The 19,060-nt window shown below is 60.4% G+C and carries 14 protein-coding genes; 12 read left to right on the top strand and 2 right to left on the bottom strand.

What is annotated here, in order from left to right; all coding sequences use genetic code 11:
- Window positions 1-34: 34 nt before the first annotated feature.
- Window positions 35-1,048: a hypothetical protein gene (locus tag MHZ89_RS10470; protein WP_311782940.1), complete on the top strand. Its 1,014-nt coding sequence runs from the start codon at window positions 35-37 to the stop codon at window positions 1,046-1,048.
- A gap of 218 nt (window positions 1,049-1,266) precedes the next feature.
- On the opposite strand, the gene suhB is transcribed toward MHZ89_RS10470, so the two are convergent.
- The gene (gene suhB / locus MHZ89_RS10465) at window positions 1,267-2,070 is read right to left on the bottom strand and encodes an inositol-1-monophosphatase (protein ID WP_311782939.1); all 804 of its coding nucleotides are present in this window, start codon (window positions 2,068-2,070) and stop codon (window positions 1,267-1,269) included.
- Window positions 2,071-2,191: 121 nt separating this feature from the next.
- Here suhB and trmJ point away from each other — a divergent pair, with 121 nt between their 5' ends.
- From trmJ to sseB, 5 genes are all read left to right on the top strand, one after another.
- Window positions 2,192-2,929, top strand: a complete 738-nt coding sequence (trmJ, locus tag MHZ89_RS10460) for a tRNA (cytosine(32)/uridine(32)-2'-O)-methyltransferase TrmJ (RefSeq protein WP_120457523.1) — start codon at window positions 2,192-2,194, stop codon at window positions 2,927-2,929.
- A gap of 108 nt (window positions 2,930-3,037) precedes the next feature.
- Window positions 3,038-3,535: a Fe-S cluster assembly transcriptional regulator IscR gene (gene iscR, locus MHZ89_RS10455; protein WP_120457525.1), complete on the top strand. Its 498-nt coding sequence runs from the start codon at window positions 3,038-3,040 to the stop codon at window positions 3,533-3,535.
- Window positions 3,536-3,623: 88 nt separating this feature from the next.
- On the top strand, window positions 3,624-4,790 hold the full coding sequence (locus MHZ89_RS10450) for an IscS subfamily cysteine desulfurase (RefSeq protein WP_311782938.1): 1,167 nt from the start codon (window positions 3,624-3,626) through the stop codon (window positions 4,788-4,790).
- Window positions 4,791-4,945: 155 nt separating this feature from the next.
- Entirely contained in the window at window positions 4,946-6,232 is a 1,287-nt protein-coding gene (pepB, locus tag MHZ89_RS10445; RefSeq protein WP_311782937.1) for an aminopeptidase PepB, read from the top strand.
- A 47-nt stretch (window positions 6,233-6,279) separates the two neighbouring features.
- Window positions 6,280-7,044: an enhanced serine sensitivity protein SseB gene (gene sseB / locus MHZ89_RS10440; protein ID WP_311782936.1), complete on the top strand. Its 765-nt coding sequence runs from the start codon at window positions 6,280-6,282 to the stop codon at window positions 7,042-7,044.
- Between the two features lie 31 nt (window positions 7,045-7,075).
- Here sseB and sseA read toward each other — a convergent pair whose 3' ends face one another.
- On the bottom strand, window positions 7,076-7,915 hold the full coding sequence (gene sseA, locus MHZ89_RS10435) for a 3-mercaptopyruvate sulfurtransferase (RefSeq protein WP_311782935.1): 840 nt from the start codon (window positions 7,913-7,915) through the stop codon (window positions 7,076-7,078).
- A 141-nt stretch (window positions 7,916-8,056) separates the two neighbouring features.
- On the opposite strand from sseA, the gene MHZ89_RS10430 reads away from it, so the two are divergent.
- The 6 genes from MHZ89_RS10430 to rodZ all read left to right on the top strand — a co-directional run bounded on the left by MHZ89_RS10430 (window position 8,057) and on the right by rodZ (window position 19,043).
- Window positions 8,057-12,943: an alpha-2-macroglobulin gene (locus MHZ89_RS10430; RefSeq protein WP_311782934.1), complete on the top strand. Its 4,887-nt coding sequence runs from the start codon at window positions 8,057-8,059 to the stop codon at window positions 12,941-12,943.
- Between the two features lie 3 nt (window positions 12,944-12,946).
- The gene (gene pbpC / locus MHZ89_RS10425) at window positions 12,947-15,271 is read left to right on the top strand and encodes a peptidoglycan glycosyltransferase PbpC (protein WP_311782933.1); all 2,325 of its coding nucleotides are present in this window, start codon (window positions 12,947-12,949) and stop codon (window positions 15,269-15,271) included.
- 171 nt (window positions 15,272-15,442) lie between these two features.
- Window positions 15,443-15,874, top strand: coding sequence for a nucleoside-diphosphate kinase (gene ndk, locus MHZ89_RS10420; RefSeq protein ID WP_003848684.1), 432 nt, complete (start codon window positions 15,443-15,445; stop codon window positions 15,872-15,874).
- 185 nt (window positions 15,875-16,059) lie between these two features.
- Window positions 16,060-17,229: a bifunctional tRNA (adenosine(37)-C2)-methyltransferase TrmG/ribosomal RNA large subunit methyltransferase RlmN gene (locus MHZ89_RS10415; protein WP_311782932.1), complete on the top strand. Its 1,170-nt coding sequence runs from the start codon at window positions 16,060-16,062 to the stop codon at window positions 17,227-17,229.
- A gap of 82 nt (window positions 17,230-17,311) precedes the next feature.
- On the top strand, window positions 17,312-18,043 hold the full coding sequence (gene pilW, locus MHZ89_RS10410) for a type IV pilus biogenesis/stability protein PilW (RefSeq protein WP_311782931.1): 732 nt from the start codon (window positions 17,312-17,314) through the stop codon (window positions 18,041-18,043).
- Window positions 18,033-19,043: a cytoskeleton protein RodZ gene (gene rodZ, locus MHZ89_RS10405; RefSeq protein WP_311782930.1), complete on the top strand. Its 1,011-nt coding sequence runs from the start codon at window positions 18,033-18,035 to the stop codon at window positions 19,041-19,043. Before pilW ends, rodZ begins: the two co-directional genes overlap by 11 nt.
- Window positions 19,044-19,060: the final 17 nt, after the last annotated feature.

The raw sequence follows: 19,060 nt of genomic DNA, 5'->3' as shown, positions 1-19,060 counted from the left end.
TTTTTTAACGTTATCTGTTGCGAGGAGAACTACCATGCACGAAACCCGGATTAATAATGGTACAACAGAAACCATTACTGAAACGCACGCGGGATTACCCTTAAAACGTATTTCCTGGAGCGCAGTATTCGCTGGCGTAATTGGCGCGCTGATTGTGCATATTTTACTGACCCTGCTGGGTACCGCGATCGGCGCTACCTCGGTAGATCCGCAACAGGAGCAAAATCCGCTGCAGCATCTTGGCACCGGCGCTTTAATCTGGACCGGACTGAGCATGTTAATCGCGATGGCGGTTGGTAGCTATCTGGCTGGCCGTCTGGCACAGCGCGAAGGCGCTCTGCATGGTCTGCTGATGTTTGGTCTGAGTACCTTATTTACTATCTGGCTTGCGGTAACACTGGCCAGCAGCCTGATCGGCGGCGCTTTCAATATTATTGGCTCAGGTTTCCAGGCGGTAGGCAGCGGTATTTCCGCCGCAGCGCCGACGGTTACTGATTATGCAAAACAGAAGCTGCAGGAAAATAATATCAACCTCGATGATTTGCAAAATGAATTGCAAACCACGCTGCGCCAGACCGGCAAACCAGAATTGCAGCCGGAGAATTTACAGAAGGATGTGAATAGCGAAGCCAATAATGCGGAGAACCAGGCGAAGAATACCGCGCAGAATCCGCAGAATGCCGATACGGATATTACCAACTGGGTTAAAGGCGTCATGGGTCGTCATTCCGATACCCTGCAGGCGGCTGACCGCGACGCGCTGAAAAATATCATTAAGGCGCGTACCGGTAAGAGCGATCAGGAAGTCGATCAGATCGTTAATCAGACCGAGCAGAGCTATCAGAAAGCGATGCAGCAGTATCAACAGCTGAAGCAACAGGCAGAACAGAAAGCGCGCGAAGCGGCTGACCAGGCTGCTGCGGCAACCGCGAAAGCGAGCTGGTACGCCTTCTTTATGCTGCTGATTGAAGCTGTGCTGGCAGCGGTGATGGGTCGTATTGGTCGTCGCACTCAACCGCGTCAGGTTCTGAGTCACGAACGACGCTAACAAGTAAGTGAAATAAAAAAGGCGGCTGAAAAGCCGCCTTTAGTTTTTGTACGGTGCGGACGCGGTGGGTATGAATCGATCGCAAAGTCGCTTAAGTCATCCCTGACCGCTCGGCCCGCGCCATCCATGGCGCGGGACGCTTTGCTCTTCGATTCATACCCACCACGCTTTACGTCCGCAGCGTGGTTCAAGGTCCCTTTTCAGGGGCCTTTTTCATATCAGCGTTTCAGCGCTTCGCTCAGCTCGTCACGCATGCTGGAAAGCAGCGATTTCACCACGCGCGGGTTACCCGCTACGATGTTGCCCGAGTGCATATAACCGTGACCGCCGGTAAAGTCCGTGACCAGGCCGCCCGCTTCGCGCACCAGTAGTTCACCCGCAGCGAAATCCCACGGCTTCAGGCCAATTTCAAAGTAACCATCAACGCGGCCAGCGGCGACATAGGCGAGATCCAGCGCGGCAGAGCCGGTACGGCGGAAATCAGCGCACTGGGTAAACAGCTTCGTGACTACATTGATAAAGGCCGGCGCATGCTGCTTGGTCTTGAACGGGAAACCGGTCGCGAGAATAGTGCCGTCGAGATCGCGAGCGGTGCTGCCGCGCAGACGGTAACCGTTAAGCTGCGCGCCCTGACCGCGTACGGCGGTAAACAGCTCGTTACGCATAGGATCGTAGACCACGGCGACTTCAGTACGGCCTTTAATACGTACGGCGATAGAGACGGAGAAATGTGGCAGGCGTTTGATAAAGTTGGTAGTGCCATCCAGCGGATCGATAACCCATTGAATGTCCTGATCGTCGCCCGCCAGTTCGCCACTCTCTTCGGTAATGATAGAGTGCTGCGGGTAGGATTTGCGAATCACTTCGATAATCAGTCGTTCTGCATCACGGTCAACATTGGTTACAAAGTCGTTGCTGCCTTTCTGGCTGGCTTCGACCGCGTCCGGGGTTTCATAATTCTTGGCAATCAGGTTGCCGGCCTTGCGCGCAGCGCGCACGGCGATGTTGAGCATCGGATGCATCGGTATCTCTCACTGGATGTTAAAGAACGAGGAAAAACGGCGCGAAGTATAGCAGCGCGTTCTTTAAATGTCTCCAGTTATGTTAGCATGCTGCCCATCATTTCCTGACTGACGCCAATCTATGCTGCAGAATATTCGAATCGTGCTGGTGGAAACCTCTCACACCGGCAATATGGGCTCCGTGGCCCGCGCGATGAAAACCATGGGCTTAAGCAATCTTTATCTCGTCAACCCGCTGGTAAAACCTGACTCGCAGGCGATCTCCCTGGCGGCAGGCGCCAGCGACGTTATCGGTGACGCGAAAATCGTCGATACGCTCGACGAGGCGATTGCCGGCTGTAGCCTGGTAGTCGGCACCAGCGCCCGTTCCCGTTCGCTGCCCTGGCCCATGCTGGACGCGCGCGAATGCGGCGTCAAAAGCGTGGAAGAGGGCGAGCAGGCCCCTGTCGCGCTGGTATTTGGCCGCGAACGCGTCGGTCTGACCAACGAAGAGCTGCAAAAGTGCCACTACCACGTCGCCATCCAGGCTAATCCAGAGTACAGCTCGCTCAACCTGGCGATGGCGGTGCAGATTATCGCCTATGAAGTGCGTATGGCGTGGCTGGCGGCGCAGGAAAAAGCGCAGCCTGCGCCGGTCTATGCTGAATCGCCTTATCCACTGGTGGACGATCTGGAGCGCTTCTATCAGCACATGGAACAGATGATGCTTAACAGTGGTTTTATCCGCGAAGGCAATCCGGGACAGGTGATGAGCAAGCTGCGTCGCCTCTATACGCGTGCGCGTCCGGAACGCGACGAGCTGAATATTCTGCGCGGCATGCTCGCCTCGTTTGAAAAGCGCAAAGGCGAAAAAGAGTAGTTGAGTAAATTACTCGGTTAAATAGTTGACCAAAATACTCGGGAATGTCAGACTTCGGCTATCTTTTGCTAATCCTCCGATAACCGGACGCTATTGAGGTAGTACGCTATGAGACTGACATCCAAAGGACGTTACGCCGTTACCGCGATGCTGGACGTTGCCCTGCATTCCCATGAAGGGCCGGTTCCGCTGGCTGATATTTCCGAGCGTCAGGGCATTTCGCTCTCCTATCTGGAGCAGTTATTCTCGCGTCTGCGCAAGCATGGCCTGGTGGCCAGCGTCCGCGGACCAGGCGGCGGCTACCTGCTGGGCAAAGCGTCCAGCGCCATTGCGGTCGGCGAAGTGATTACTGCCGTCGATGAATCCGTTGATGCCACTAAATGCCAGGGCAAAGAGGGTTGTCAGGGCGGCGAACGCTGCCTGACGCATGTGCTGTGGCGCGATCTCAGCGTACGCATCAGCGATTTTCTGAATAACATCACGCTGGCCGAGCTGGTGAACAACCAGGAGATCCTCGACGTGGCCGATCGCCAGAATTCACAGGACAATCGTCGCTTCCAGAACAATCGCGTTCAGGAAATCAACGTCAATCTTCGCGCCTCCTGATCCCCTTCTGTGCGGCCCTTACTGCTAACGCGGTCAGGGCCGAATCTGCTATAAAGACGTATGATTTTCGATACGGAGCTTTAGCGCAATGAAATTACCGATTTACCTGGATTATGCCGCAACGACGCCGGCCGATCCGCGTGTGGCCAGCAAAATGATGCAGTTCCTGACGCTGGACGGCACCTTTGGTAACCCGGCTTCGCGCTCGCACCGTTTCGGCTGGCAGGCTGAAGAAGCGGTCGACGTGGCGCGCAATCAGGTAGCGGAACTGGTCAATGCCGATCCGCGTGAAATCATTTTTACCTCCGGCGCGACCGAATCGGACAACCTCGCCCTGAAAGGCGCCGCGCATGCCCAGCGCGGGCGCGGCCTGCACATCATTACCAGCCAGACTGAACATAAAGCGGTACTCGACAGCTGCAAACAGCTGGAGAGCGAAGGCTTTACGGTCACTTATCTGAAGCCGCCCGCTAACGGCATTATCACGCCTGATGCGGTGCGCGACGCGCTGCGCGACGACACCGTACTGGTATCGCTGATGCACGTTAATAATGAAATCGGCGTGATTCAGGATATCGCCGCTATCGGTGAGCTGTGCCGCGCGCGCGATATTCTTTTCCATGTCGATGCCACGCAAAGCGTCGGCAAACTGCCGATCGACCTCAGCGAACTGAAGGTCGATCTGATGTCCTTCTCCGCCCACAAACTCTACGGCCCGAAAGGCATCGGCGCGCTCTATGTGCGCCGTAAACCCAAAGTGAATATCGACGCGCAGATGCACGGCGGCGGCCACGAGCGCGGTATGCGCTCCGGCACCCTGCCGGTGCATCAGATCGTCGGCATGGGCGAGGCGTTTTCGCTGGCCCGTGAAGCGCGGGAAACCGAGATGGCGCGTCTGGCCGCGCTGCGCGCGCGACTGTGGCAGGGGCTAAGCGCGCTGGAAGGCGTACAGCTTAACGGCGATCTGACGCAGAGCGCGCCCAATATTCTGAATATCAGTTTCGCTGGCGTCGACGGCGAATCGCTGATTATGGCGTTAAAAGATCTGGCACTTTCATCCGGCTCGGCCTGCACCTCCGCCAGTATGGAACCCTCCTACGTGCTGCGCGCCATCGGCCTTGACGAAGCGCTGGCGCACAGTTCGCTGCGCTTTTCACTCGGCCGCTTCACCACGGAAGAGGAGATCGACTACGCCATTGCGCTGGTGCAAAAGGTGCTTCCCCGCCTGCGCGCGCCGGTGTCCGCTTCACGCTAATTTCTGCGCCGTCTCTCCGGTGAAATCCGGAAACGGCGCGCCTCCGACTGGATCCGCTGGCGTCACCCGGCAATATCTGTTATCAGGTCTGACGTTTAACGGCTAAAGCCTGCGCTTCTGGCTGGATGATACTTATACGCATATGGAGTTTCGCGATGACAACACAACCGATGAACATTACGCTGAGCCACCAGCCCGCTGATGCGCGCTGGGGCGAGAAAGCGATTCTGACCAGCAACGACAACGGCATGACCATTCACCTGAATGGCGCGGATCAGCTCAATACCATCCAGCGCGCGGCGCGCAAAATTGACGGGCAGGGTATTCGCCATGTGGCGCTGAGCGGCGAAGGCTGGGATCTGGAGCCATGCTGGGCGTTCTGGCAGGGCTACCGCGGCCCGAAAGGGCAGCGCAACGTGGTCTGGCCGACGCTGAATGAACAGGATCAGGCGGAGTTTACGCGTCGTCTGCGCATTATTGACTGGGTGCGCGACACCATTAACCTGCCGGCGGAGGAGCTGGGGCCAGAAGATCTGGCGCACAGCGCTATCGACCTGATCAGCGAAGTGGGCGGCGAGGCGGTCAGCTATCGCGTGACGCGCGGCGACGACCTGCGCGAGCAGGGTTATCTCGGCCTTCACACCGTAGGACGCGGCTCCAGCCGCCCGCCGGTGCTGCTGGCGCTGGACTACAACCCGACCGGCGACGACAGCGCGCCGGTATTCGCCTGTCTGGTGGGTAAGGGCATCACCTTCGATACCGGCGGCTACAGCCTGAAGCAGAGCGCTTTTATGGACTCGATGAAGTCCGATATGGGCGGCGCGGCGACCCTGACCGGCGCGCTGGCGCTGGCTATCTCTCGCGGCCTTAAGCAGCGCGTTAAGCTGTTCCTCTGTTGCGCCGACAATATGGTCAGCGGCAACGCTTTCCGCCTGGGCGATATCATCCGCTACCGCAACGGTAAATCAGTGGAAGTGATGAATACCGATGCGGAAGGGCGCCTGGTGCTGGCCGATGGCCTGATCGACGCCAGCGAACAGCATCCGACGCTGCTGATTGACGCCGCAACGCTGACCGGCGCGGCGAAAACCGCGCTCGGCAATGACTACCACGCGCTCTTTACGTTCGACGATGTGCTGGCGCAGTCGCTGATGGGCAGCGCCACCAGTGAGAACGAGCCGTTCTGGCGTCTGCCGCTGGCGGAGTTCCACCGCAACCATCTGCCGTCTAATTTCGCCGATCTCAATAATATCGCCAGCGCGGCGCATTCGGCGGGCGCAAGCAGCGCGGCCGCGTTCCTGTCGCACTTCGTGACCCGCTATCAGGAGGGCTGGCTGCATATCGACTGCTCGGCTACCTACCGCAAGAGCGCGGTGGATCAGTGGTCGGCAGGCGCAACCGGCATCGGCGTGCGTACCCTGGCGAATCTGCTGCTTAAGTAAAGGATCTGGCGGCGGCCTTGCCGTCGCCTTATGTAGAAAGGCAAAACATGAACCGTCTTGAAGAGGTGCTGAAGCTGGCGGCTACCGAGCCGGCGCACCGCCCGGAATTTTTTCAGCTGTTGCTGGCCGCGGACGTCTGGGTGCCAGGCGAAAGCACCGAGACGCAGTTCGCCGCGGATACGCCGGTCGATCTGCAACACTGGGAAAAAGAGGATGGCCGCAGCGTCATTCCCTTTTTTACCTCGCAGGAGGCGATGAGCGAAGCGATCGCGGGCGAGCAGGCTTATTTGCGCCTGCCGGTGCGCACGCTGTTTGAGATGACGCGCGGCGAAACGCTGTTCCTCAATCCCAAACTGCCTACCGGCAAAGAGTTCTCTCCGGCGGAGATCGCCCACCTGCTGGGTGAAGAGGGCGACGCCCTGAGTCAGCAAACTGTGCTGGAAGGCGGCCAGGCGCTGCTGCTGTCAGAAATAGCAACGCCGCCCGCGCAGATGATCGACTCGCTGACGCAGCTGTTCAGTAAATACAAACAGGTGCGCCGCGCCTTTGTCGCCAGCATTCGCGAAAGCGCGGATCAACAGCCGAACCTGCTGATCGGCATCGAAGCGGAAAGCGATATTGAGGCGATTATTCAGGCGGCGGGCAGCGTCGCAACCGATACGTTGCCGGATGACGCGCCGATTGATATCTGCGAAGTGGTGGCGGACGAGAAGGGCGTCAGCCACTTTTTTACTGCCCATATCACGCCCTTTTACGAACGTCGCTGGGGCAGTTTTTTGCGCGACTTTAAAGGCAGTCCGCGTATTATCTGAATCGGGTGCGGCGTCTTGCCGCACCTTTCTGTTACTTCTCGATCGGCAAATCGTCTCTGCTGCCCCATTCGCCCCACGACCCGTCATAGAGCGTGACGTTGCGCGCGCCCAGCACGGTCAGCGCCAGGATCACCACCGCGGCGGTGACGCCTGAACCGCAGCTCGCCACCACCGGCTCATCCAGCTTCACGCCCGCTCTGGCGAAGATAGCGCGCAGTTCGGCTTCCGGCTTCAGCGCGCCGTTCGTCACCAGATCGTTCCAGGGCACATTGCGGCTGCGGGGAATATGGCCGCGGTGCAGACCCGGACGCGGCTCATCAACCTCGGCGTTAAAGCGGTTCGCCGCGCGGGCATCGACAATCTGCGCGCCGCCTTCATGGCTAATCAGCAGCACATCGGTCAGACGCTTCACCTGCGCGTCATCGAACGTCGCCTCAAATTCGCCCTCAGGCAGCGCGACCTGTCCGGTCGCCAGCGGCAGGCCAGCCGCTTTCCAGCCCTGCAGGCCGCCCGCCAGAATCGAGACCTGCTCAACGCCGAACGTACGCAGCATCCACCAGGCACGCGGCGCGGAGAAGAGGTTGCCCTCATCGTAAACCACCAGGTGACTGTCGCTGTTAATGCCCAGCTCGCGCATCGCCACGGCGAAACGCTCGGCGCGCGGCATCATATGCGGGTAAGGGCTGCTGTGATCGGAAAGCGCCTCAATATCGAAGAAAGGTGCGCCCGGCAGATGGCCCGCCAGATACTCCGCTGTGATATTACGTACGGCCTCCTGGCCCGGCGGCAGCATGCGGGCGTCCAGCACCTGCACGTTACCTTCGGCGTAATGTTCATTTAACCAGTCAGCGGAGACAAATATGGCTGTCATAGCAACCTCTTCTTATCATCAGTAAAAGCTCAGTGTCGGGGAATGTGAATGCTATCTCAAGGGCGGCATTGCTAAAATGGCGGGTTTGCGGTGAAATTGCGCGGCGAAATTATACCTTCGGGGACAGGTGAGGGATTTACCATGGCAAGAGCTATAAAACGGCTGCTCTCTGGCGTCGTGCTGGGCGCGGCGCTGCTTGGCGGCGCAACAACCTTTACGCTGCCTGCCGCAGAGCCTGCCGCAGCGCAGCAGGCGGCAAAAGTCGTGTCGGTTATCGACTTCTCTGAGCTTCAGCTGGACGGCGCGGCCGCGCTGGTGCTCACCTTTAATACCCCGCTCGACGACAAACAGGATTTTGCCGCGCGGGTGAAGCTGATCGATGACAAAAGCGGCAAGGTAGACGGCGGCTGGGAGCTGGCGCAGAACGGCAAGTCGCTGCGCTTTCGCCATCCTGAGCCGTCGCGCAAGCTGACGGTGAGCGTAGAGGCGGGATTACGCGCCGCCAACGGCACCACTCTGGCGGCACCCTTCAGCCAGTCGCTGACCACGCGCGATATCCAGCCGATGGTTGGTTTCGCCAGCCGCGGCTCGCTGCTGCCGCTGCGCCTGACTCAGGGCCTGCCCGTACTGGCGCTTAACGTGTCGCGCGTCGATGTCGATTTCTTCCGCGTTAAAAGCGCCTCGATAAACGATTTTCTTGCGCAGTGGAACTACGGCAACAACCTTTCTTACTGGTCCTCGCGCGAGCTGCTCAATAACGCCGATCTGGTCTACAGCGGCCGCTTCGAACTTAATCCGGCGCGTAACACGCGCGAAAAACTGCAGCTGCCGCTGGGGGACGTGACGCCGCTGAAGCAGCCGGGCGTTTATCTGGCGGTAATGAAACAGGCTGGCTCCTATAACTATACGCTGCCCGCCACGCTGTTTACCCTCAGCGATATTGGTCTGTCACTGCACCGCTTTCCCGGCGAAATGGAGCTCTTTACGCAGAGCCTCGCCAGCGGCGCGCCGCTGGCGGACGTCACTGTGCAGCTGCTGGATGAGAAGGGACGGAAGCTTGCCGGCGGCGTCACCGACGGTAGCGGTCATCTGCGCCTGCCGACGCAGGCGAAAGGCAAGGTGCTGATCGCCACGCAAAAGGAGCAGACGTCGCTTATCGACCTCAATCTGCCCGCGCTTGACCTGGCGGAGTTTCCCGTCGCCGGACCACAGGGGTACGACAAACAGCTGCTTGTTTTCGGCCCGCGCGATCTCTATCGCCCTGGCGAAACGGTGATCGTCAACGCGCTGCTGCGCGATGCCGACGGCAGGCCGCTGCCTGCGCAGCCGCTAAAAGCTGAAGTAGTGCAGCCCAACGGCGAAGTCGCGCAAACTTTTGTCTGGCAGCCGGAGAGCGGTTTTTATCAGCAGCGCTTTTCGCTTCCTGCCTCGGCGATGACCGGCGACTGGACGCTGCGGCTGAACAGCGGCGACAGCCAGCCGCGCAGCTGGCGCTTTCACGTTGAAGATTTTCTGCCGGAGCGCATGGCGCTGACGTTGCAAAACAGCGACAGTCCGCTGTCGCCTGACGACGACGTCGTTTTCAATATTGAAGGGCGCTATCTCTACGGCGCGCCCGCGGCGGGCAACGAACTGCAGGGACAGCTGATGCTGCGGCCAGCGCGTGAAGCGGTCGCCGCGCTGCCGGGCTACCAGTTCGGCGACATCATGGAGGAGAGCAAACGCAATCTGGATGATATCGACGATACCCTGGACGATGATGGCAAGCTGCAGCTAACGGTAGAGAGCGAGTGGGCGCAGATCCATTCGCCGCTTAACTTAATCCTGCAGGCGAGCCTGCTGGAGACGGGCGGCCGGCCGGTTACGCGCCGCGCTGTCCAGACTATCTGGCCCGCGCCCGCGCTGCCCGGCATTCGGCCGCTGTTCAAGAGCGAATCGGTCTATGACTACCGCTACGATCGTTATACCCAGCAGCCTACGGTGCCGGAAAACAGCCTCGCCGACTTCGATATCGTTTACGCCAACAGCAAAGGCGAGAAGCTGGCCGCTAAAGATCTTGAGGTTCGCCTGATCCACGAGCGGCGCGACTACTACTGGAGCTTCTCCGACAGCGAAGGCTGGCAGATGCGCAATGATGAGAAGGATCTGCAGGAGGATGCGCAGCGCATTTCGCTGGCCGCGGGCGACAGCAAAAAGGTCAGTTTCCCGGTGGAGTGGGGATCTTATCGTCTGGAAGTGCAGGCCGGCGAGAAGATTGTCTCCAGCGTGCGGTTCCGCGCCGGCTACTGGTGGGAAGACAACACTAATGGCACCGGTGCGCTAAGGCCCGACCAGGTGAAGCTCAAGCTCGATAAAACCGCTTTGCGGCCCGGCGAGACCGCCCATGTTCAGGTGGAGTCGCCTGCGGCGGGGAAAGGCTATCTGATGGTTGAATCAAGCAGCGGTACCCTGTGGTGGCAGCCGATTAACGTGCCTGCGGGCGGCGCGACCATCAACGTGCCGCTTGATGCCAGCTGGAAACGCCATGACCTTTACCTCAGCGCTATTGTGGTGCGCGACGGCGATAAGGTCAGCGGTGCTACGCCGAAGCGCGCCATCGGCCTGCTGCATCTGCCGATAGCGATCGACGCGCGCCGTATCGACCTGGTGCTCGACGCGCCGCTGAAAATTCGCCCCGAGCAGACGCTGAAGGTAAAAGTTAAAGCCAGCCGCGTCGGCGGCGAACTGCCGGAGAAAATTCAGGTGCTGCTGTCGGCGGTGGACAGCGGGGTGCTGAACATTAACGATTACAAAACGCCCGACCCCTGGGAAGGCTTCTTTGGCCGCAAGCGCTATAACGCCGATCAGTATGATGTCTTCGGCCAGCTGATTGAAGGCGGCGGGCGTCTGGCGACGCTGCGTTTCGGCGGCGATGGCGACGACGACGCCCAGTCGCGCGGCGGTAAAAAGCCGCTGACCGAGGTGAATATCGTGGCGCAGCAGCTTCAGCCGGTCACGCTGGATAAAAACGGCGAAGGCACGCTGGAGTTGCCGATCCCGCAGTTTAACGGCGAGCTGCGCCTGATGGCGCAGGCGTGGAGCGACGACAGCTTCGGCTCGGCGGAGCGAAAAGTGGTGGTTGCCGCGCCGCTGATCAGCGAACTGGCGACGCCGCGCTTTATGGCGAGCGGCGATCAGGCGATGCTCGCGCTCGATCTCACCAACCTTACCGAACAACCCCAGGCGCTGAAGGTGGATGTGCAAACGCAGGGCCAGATTACGCTGAGCGGCGGCGCCACGCACCGCGTTCAGCTGGCGAAAGGGGCGCGCACCACGCTGCATATACCGGTGAAAGCGCAGGGCGGTTTCGGCGAGGGCGCGGTGCAGGTGCGGGTCTCCGGCCTTACGCTCGCGGGCGAGGCGCTGGCCGACAGTCAGCGCAGCTGGAAGATTGGCGTGCGTCCGGCTTATCCGGCGCAAACGCTGAGCTTCGACGGCGTGATGCAGGCGGGGCAGAGCTGGCAGGTGCAGGCCGCTGCCTTTAGCGGCCTGCAGCCGGAGACGCTGAGCGGACAGTTTACGCTCAGCAATCAGCCGCCGCTGAATATCGGCCACTATATCAGCGCGCTTTACGCTTACCCCTACGGCTGCCTGGAACAGACCGCCAGCGGCATCTGGCCGTCCATTTTCACTAATCAGGCGCAGCTCGCCGCAATGGGCATCAAAACCAGCAGCGACGAGGCGCGGCGTGCCGCCATTGATACCGGCATAGCGCGCCTGGCGGGTATGCAGCGCGGCAACGGCAGCTTTGGCCTGTGGAGCAAAGAGAGCGACGAGGAGTTCTGGCTGACCGCCTACGTCACTGATTTCCTGCTGCGCGCCAGCGAGGCGGGCTACAGCGTGCCGCAAGAGGTTATCACGCGCGCTGACGAACGGCTGCTGCGCTATCTGCAGGATCCGGCGCAGATCGAAACCCGCTGGAGCAGCAATGAAGAGGCGATGCGCTTCAGCGTGCAGGCCTATGCGGGTATGGTGCTGGCGCGTCAGCAGCAGGCGCCGCTCGGCGCGCTGCGCGCGCTCTATGAGAAGCGCGACAAGGCTAAATCGGGACTGGCGCTGGCGCAGCTCGGTGTGGCGCTGAAGCTGATGGGCGATCCGCAGCGCGCGCAGCTGGCGCTGGCGCAGGGCATCGGGCTGACGCGCGAATCAGACGGCTGGCTGGGCGATTACGGCAGCCCGCTGCGCGATCGCGCGCTGATTCTGGCGCTGCTGGCGGAAAATCAGCTGTTGCCGGAGATGCAGGACGCGCTGATGCAGGATCTGGCGAAAGCGGCGCGCGGCCAGGTCTGGTTCTCTACGCAGGAGAATAACGCCCTGTTCCTGGCGGCGCGCACGCTGCAGCAGCATAAAGGCGAAGCCTGGCAGGCGGCGCTGGAGGGCGAAGCGCCGCCGCTGAACGGCACAGGCGCGCTGACGCAGGGGCTGAACGCCGACCAGCTGCAGCGCGGCGTCACGCTGACGAGTCACAGCCAGTCGCCGCTCTATGGCGTGCTGAACGTAACGGGCTATCCGCTCGCTGCGCCGAAGCCGATGCACAACGTGCTGAACGTGACTCGCGACTATTTCACCCTTGACGGCGAACCGGCGGATCTCGATAACCTCAGCAGCGGCCAGCTGCTGGTGGTACGTCTGAAGGTCTCCGCCAGCAAACGCGTCAGCGATGCGCTGGTGGTGGATCTGTTGCCTGCGGGTCTGGAGCTGGAGAATCAGAACCTCAGCGACAGCAGCGCCAGCCTCGGCGACGGCGCGGATGCGCTGAAGGAGAGCATGGCGGATATGCAGCAGGCGGATATCCGCCATATTGAATTCCGCGACGATCGTTTTGTCGCGGCGCTGGCGCTGAGCGGCTACAAAACGGAGACGCTGCTTTATCTGGCGCGCGCCGTGACGCCGGGCAGCTACCGTCTCCCGCCGCCGCAGGTCGAGTCGATGTATGTGCCGGAGTGGCGCGCCGTCGGCGCGACGCCGGAGAAGATCAGTGTACGTTAAGGCATGAAGCTGCAAGGCTGGAAAAAGCGGTGGCTCTGGCCGCCGCTTGTTTTTGTCGCGCTGTTGCTGGCGCTGCTCGGCATGGATCGGCTGTTTCCGCTGCCGCTGCGCCAGGTACAGCCGGCGCGCGTGGTGGTGGCGGAAGATGGGACGCCACTCTGGCGCTTCGCCGATAAACAGGGCGTCTGGCGCTATCCGGTCACGCTGGAGGAGGTTGCGCCCGCCTATCTCGACGCTCTGCTCAACTATGAGGATCGCTGGTTCTGGCATCACCCTGGCGTTAACCCAATCGCCATCCTGCGCGCGGCAGGGCAGAACCTGCGCGCCGGCGCCGTTGTTTCCGGAGGCAGTACCCTGACCATGCAGGTGGCGCGCCTGATCGATCCGCAGCCGCGTACGCTGTCTGGCAAAGTGGTGCAGGCGTGGCGGGCGTTACAGCTGGAGTGGCACCTGTCGAAGCGTGAGATCCTTACTCTCTATCTTAACCGCGCCCCCTTTGGCGGAACGGTCGAAGGGGTGGGTGCGGCAAGCTGGATCTGGCTCGGCAAGCCGCCTTCACAGCTGACTAAAGGCGAAGCCGCGCTGCTGGCGGTGCTGCCGCAGGCGCCTGGCCGCTTACGTCCGGATCGCTGGCCGCAGCGCGCCGAGGCGGCGCGCAATAAGGTGCTGCAGCGACTGGCGGAGAATCATATCTGGCCGCGGCAGGAGGTTGATGAAATCCTTCAGGAGCCGGTCTGGCTGCCGCCGCGTCAGATGCCGCAGAGCGCGCCGCTGCTGGCGCGTCGTCTGCTGTCGCTCTCCACGCAAGATAAAATTGTCTCGACGCTGGATAGCTCGCTGCAGCGCGAGCTGGAAAATCTGGCTCTCTCCCTTAAGCCGTCGCTGCCGCCGCGTACCTCGCTGGCGATTCTGGTGGTCGATCACACCGATATGAAGGTGCGCGGCTACGTCGGCTCGGTGGATTTTCGTGACGAGAGGCGTTTCGGTCATGTCGATATGATCGCCAGCGTGCGCTCGCCGGGATCGGTACTGAAACCTTTTATTTATGGCATGGCGCTGGACGACGGCCTGATCCACGGCGAGTCGCTGCTGCAGGACGTGCCGCGCCGCTTTGGCGATTACCGGCCCGGCAATTTCGACAGCGGTTTTCACGGCCCGGTGAGCGCGAGCGAAGCGCTAAAGCGATCGCTTAATCTTCCCGCCGTACAGCTGCTTGACGCGCTCGGGCCGAAAAGCGTGACGGCGCGGCTGCGCAACGCTGGCCTGAATCTGCGGTTTCCGGCGGGCGCGGAGCCTAACCTTTCGCTGGCGTTAGGCGGAACCGGCACCCGAATGGACGAGCTGGTGGCGGCCTACAGCGCCTTTGCGCGCCAGGGCAACGCTGCCCAGCTGCGCTTGCTGGCGGATCAGCCGCTGCAGCAGCGTCGTCTGCTGTCGCCGGGCGCGGCCTGGATCGTGCGGCGCATACTGGCGGGCGACGCGCAACCCTCCGCCAGCGGCGCGGTGAGCGACATTGTGCCGCTGGCGTGGAAAACCGGCACCAGCTACGGCTATCGCGATGCCTGGACTATTGGCATCACGCCGCGCTATCTCATCGGCGTCTGGGTTGGCAGACCAGACGCCACGCCGGTCGCCGGTCAGTTCGGTTTCGCATCGGCGGTGCCGGTTATGCATCAGGTGGCGAATCTGCTGGCTGGCCATATGCCCGTCGGCGGCACGCCGCGCGATCCGCGTCCCGCGACGGTCAGCGCGCAGAGCATCTGCTGGCCGGGCGGTCAGCCGCTGCCCGCCGGGGATGATAACTGTCGCCAGCGTCGTCAAAGCTGGGTGCTGAACCAGACCCTGCCGCCGACGCTGCTGGCGCCGGGGCAGGAAGGCGTTAACGGTCTGCGGCTGCGCTACTGGCAAAATCCGCAGGGAAGACGCGTGGCGGCGGACTGCCCCGATGCCCAGAGCCGCGAACGGCTACTGTGGCCGCTGCCGCTTGAGCCCTGGCTGCCGAAAAGCGAACAGCGCGCGCAGCGTTTGCCGCCGGTTGACGAAGCCTGCCCGCCGCTGCATCAGGGTAATGCGGCGCCGATGGTAATTACCGGCGTTATCAATGGACAGCATGTGCAGCCGCTGCCTGGCAAAGCGGTGCTGATATTGCCGGTAGCGGTGCAGGGCGGGCAGGGCGAGCGCCGCTGGTGGTTTTTAAACGGCGAGCCGGTAGAGCAGGGTGTAGAGAAGGATCGCGCGCAGCTGGCGTTGCGCGACGCTGGTGACTATCAGCTGGTGGTGATGGATGAGGCGGGGCAGCTCACTACCGTCTCCTTTACCCGCGACTGAAAAATGACGCAATGCACATTATTTGCCAGCCTGCATCGACAATTATCAATAATTTTCAATAAATCATACGATAGCTAATAGGCAACGCCCGTTGATCTCCCTATAATCGGCGCGTTTTCTTACCGGGAGCGGGTTCCCGGTTTCTTCAGGATGCTAAAGACAGAGGTCAACATGGCAATCGAACGTACCTTCTCCATCATTAAACCAAACGCCGTTGCTAAAAACGTAATTGGCGCCATCTACAACCGTTTTGAGAGCGCAGGCTTCAAAATCGTTGGCGCTAAAATGCTGCAGCTGAGCAAAGAGCAGGCTGAAGGTTTCTACGCTGAGCACCAGGGCAAACCGTTCTTCGACGGTCTGGTTGAGTTCATGACTTCTGGTCCGGTTGTGGTGTCTGTGCTGGAAGGCGAAAACGCCGTTCAGCGTCACCGCGATCTGATGGGCGCGACCAACCCGGCTAACGCGCTGGCTGGCACGCTGCGCGCTGACTACGCTGACAGCTTCACCGAAAACGCGACCCACGGTTCTGACTCCGCTGAGTCTGCCGCGCGTGAAATCGCCTACTTCTTCGGCGAAAACGAGATCTGCCCGCGCACGCGTTAATCGCGTTGACGCCAGCCGGACCGCGCGCTTTACAAATTTATCGCTAACGCGCGCCGTCTACCCTGGCATCACACCGCAGATGTTGTACAATATCGCGCCCTTGTTGAGCTTGTCTCAGCAAGGGCGTCTTTTTTTTCTATCCTTAACCAGAGCCATAACGTGTAATAACGAGGCCAGAGAACATTATGTCCGAACAGATTGTGACGCCGTCGTCCGCTTCCCCCGTTGTCGTTGCCCCCAAAAGCGAAAAAATTAACCTGCTCGATCTCAATCGCCAGCAGATGCGCGAGCTTTTTCTCTCTATGGGCGAAAAACCGTTCCGCGCCGATCAGGTGATGAAGTGGATGTACCACTACTGCTGCGATGATTTCGAGCAGATGACCGACATCAATAAGGTGCTGCGCGGGAAGCTGAGCCAGATTGCGGAAATCCGCGCGCCAGAAGTGGCGGAAGAGATGCGCTCCAGCGACGGCACCATCAAATGGGCGATCCGCGTCGGCGATCAGCTGGTGGAAACCGTTTATATCCCGGAAGACGATCGCGCCACGCTCTGCGTCTCTTCGCAGGTTGGCTGTGCGCTGGAGTGTAAATTCTGCTCAACGGCGCAGCAGGGCTTTAACCGCAACCTGCGCGTTTCAGAGATTATCGGCCAGGTATGGCGCGCGGCAAAAATTATCGGCGCCGCGAAGGTTACCGGCCAGCGTCCCATCACTAACGTAGTGATGATGGGCATGGGCGAGCCGCTGCTCAACCTCAACAATGTCGTACCGGCAATGGAAATCATGCTGGACGATTTCGGTTTCGGCCTCTCCAAGCGTCGCGTCACGCTCTCCACGTCAGGCGTAGTACCGGCGCTGGACAAGCTCGGCGATATGATCGACGTCGCGCTGGCGATTTCGCTGCACGCGCCGAACGATAAACTGCGCGACGATATCGTGCCGATTAACAAAAAGTACAATATCGAGATGTTCCTCGGTGCGGTGAAGCGCTATCTGGCGAAGTCGAACGCTAATCAGGGACGCGTCACGATCGAATATGTGATGCTGGACCATGTGAACGACAGTACCGACGATGCGCATGAGCTGGCGGCGCTGTTAAAAGATACGCCGAGCAAAATCAACCTGATTCCATGGAACCCCTTCCCGGGCGCGCCTTACGGCCGTAGCTCTAACAGCCGGGTTGACCGCTTCGCTAAGGTCTTGATGGAATATGGATTTACGACTATCGTGCGTAAAACGCGCGGCGACGATATTGATGCAGCCTGTGGTCAGCTGGCGGGCGACGTTATTGACCGCACCAAGCGTACGATGCGTAAAAAAATGGCGGGCGAAGCCATATCTGTGAAGGCGCTCTGAAACAGGGAACATCGCAGTTTTCCCTGGTCGTGACGCGTGGCAGGCTGCTGCCACGCAATTACGTCGCGAACAGGAGAATGAAATGGGTAAGGGATTACCGGCCAGCCTGCTGGCCCTGATTGTTGTAACCGGGTGTGTCAGTCGTAGCCCTTATTCGGGCGCGGCGGAGACCCGCCTGGCGCTGGGTATGCACTACCTGGCAGCGGACGATTTCGTCGCCGCGCGCCGCAACTTTCAGCGGGCGCAGGCCGCCGCACCGCGCGACTACCGAATGGTCCTGGCGCTGGCGCGTCTGGCGGAAAAACAGGGCCGCCGCGATGAGGCGGCGCGTGACTATCAACAGGCGCAGCGGCTGGCGCCGACAAATGGCTACGTCGCTAACAATTACGGTGCGTTTCTCTGCGCTTTAGGGCAGTATGACGAAGCGCATCAACAGTTTAAGCGGGCGATGGGCGCCTCGGAGAGCGAAGCGCGCATCGATGCGTGGGAGCTGTCGGGATATTGTTATCTTCAGGCGGAAGATATGCTGGCCGCGCGAGCGGCACTGAGTCGGGCGCTTGAGGCGAACCGCGCGAAAGGCGACGCATTACTGGATGAGGCGGAAAAACAACGGCCCCTCTATCCGGCGCGTGCTCTACTGTTAATAGAGCTTTATCAGCAATATCTGCCTGCTACGGCGCGCAGCTTAGAGTTACAGATACGTTTCGCCGCGCAACAGGGAAACGCTGCTGACGTTACACGTTATGGCGACCGGTTGGCGCGAAGTTTTCCACAATCGATACAGTACCAGCGTTATTTAGCTAATGAATACTGAAGCCACTCAAGACAACTCTGCAGTACATTCCACAGGTGAACGCCTGCGTCTGGCCCGTGAGAAAATGGGGCTGACTCAGCAAAACGTGGCTGAACGCCTGTGCCTGAAACTTACGACCGTACGCGATATCGAAGAGGACAAATCGCCTGCCGATCTGGCATCGACCTTTTTGCGTGGATACATTCGCTCTTATGCGCGTCTGGTGCACATTCCTGAAGAGGAACTGTTGCCGATGATGGCGAAGCAGACGCCGGTGCGTGCCGCCAAAATCGAACCGATGCAGAACTTCTCGCTGGGCAAACGCCGCAAAAAACGCGACGGCTGGCTGATGATTTTCACCTGGTTAGTGTTATTCGTGGTGATCGGCCTGACTGGCGCGTGGTGGTGGCAAAACCATAAAGCTTCGCAGGAAGATCTGGTCTCTATGGCCGATCAAAATGGCAGCAGCGGCGACAATAGCCAGTCGATTCCGCTCGACGGCGGCAGCAATGACGCCAGCGACGAGACGGCTGCACCTGCCGCGCCGGACGAAACCAACAGCGCTGACGCCAGCGCGGCGGCGCCAGCCGCCAGCCAGCCCTCCAGCACAGCGCCGGCACAGCCTGCCGGCAACAGCGCCGCGCCAGTTGCAACCTCGGCGAACAGCGCCGTCGTGTCGCCGAGCCAGGCGCCGGTCGGTAATGCAGCCAGCCCGTCAGCTACCGCTGGCCAGCTGCCAACCAGCGGCGCAGCCGTTGGCGAAGCGGCCGCCGATCCTAATACCGTCGTAATGAACTTCAATGCCGACTGCTGGCTTGAGGTCTCCGACGCTACCGGTAAAAAACTGTTCAGCGGAATGCAACGTAGCGGTGGTAAACTCAGCCTTTCCGGTACTGCGCCCTATCGTCTGAAAATCGGCGCACCGTCGGCGGTGCAGGTGCAATATCAGAACCAGCCGGTTGATTTAAGTCGTTTTATCCGTAATAACCAGGTTGCTCGCCTGACGTTGGGTGCGCAATAACGCAGCATCGCGCCCCG

This window comes from Pantoea sp. ACRSB, from assembly GCF_022346905.1.
In the GTDB taxonomy this organism is placed as follows: Bacteria; Pseudomonadota; Gammaproteobacteria; order Enterobacterales; family Enterobacteriaceae; genus Pantoea; species Pantoea piersonii.
The sequence above is the reverse complement of the archived record's forward strand: the minus strand, read 5'-3'. Positions and strand labels throughout refer to the sequence as shown.

Coding starts and splice junctions, on each gene's coding strand:
- ndk (WP_003848684.1), top strand. CDS start 15,443: ATGGCAATCGAACGTACCTTCTCCATCATTAAACCAAACGCCGTTGCT.
- trmJ (WP_120457523.1), top strand. CDS start 2,192: ATGCTGCAGAATATTCGAATCGTGCTGGTGGAAACCTCTCACACCGGC.
- iscR (WP_120457525.1), top strand. CDS start 3,038: ATGAGACTGACATCCAAAGGACGTTACGCCGTTACCGCGATGCTGGAC.
- MHZ89_RS10415 (WP_311782932.1), top strand. CDS start 16,060: ATGTCCGAACAGATTGTGACGCCGTCGTCCGCTTCCCCCGTTGTCGTT.
- MHZ89_RS10450 (WP_311782938.1), top strand. CDS start 3,624: ATGAAATTACCGATTTACCTGGATTATGCCGCAACGACGCCGGCCGAT.
- MHZ89_RS10470 (WP_311782940.1), top strand. CDS start 35: ATGCACGAAACCCGGATTAATAATGGTACAACAGAAACCATTACTGAA.
- rodZ (WP_311782930.1), top strand. CDS start 18,033: ATGAATACTGAAGCCACTCAAGACAACTCTGCAGTACATTCCACAGGT.
- suhB (WP_311782939.1), bottom strand. CDS start 2,070: ATGCATCCGATGCTCAACATCGCCGTGCGCGCTGCGCGCAAGGCCGGC.
- pepB (WP_311782937.1), top strand. CDS start 4,946: ATGACAACACAACCGATGAACATTACGCTGAGCCACCAGCCCGCTGAT.
- sseB (WP_311782936.1), top strand. CDS start 6,280: ATGAACCGTCTTGAAGAGGTGCTGAAGCTGGCGGCTACCGAGCCGGCG.
- pilW (WP_311782931.1), top strand. CDS start 17,312: ATGGGTAAGGGATTACCGGCCAGCCTGCTGGCCCTGATTGTTGTAACC.
- MHZ89_RS10430 (WP_311782934.1), top strand. CDS start 8,057: ATGGCAAGAGCTATAAAACGGCTGCTCTCTGGCGTCGTGCTGGGCGCG.
- sseA (WP_311782935.1), bottom strand. CDS start 7,915: ATGACAGCCATATTTGTCTCCGCTGACTGGTTAAATGAACATTACGCC.
- pbpC (WP_311782933.1), top strand. CDS start 12,947: ATGAAGCTGCAAGGCTGGAAAAAGCGGTGGCTCTGGCCGCCGCTTGTT.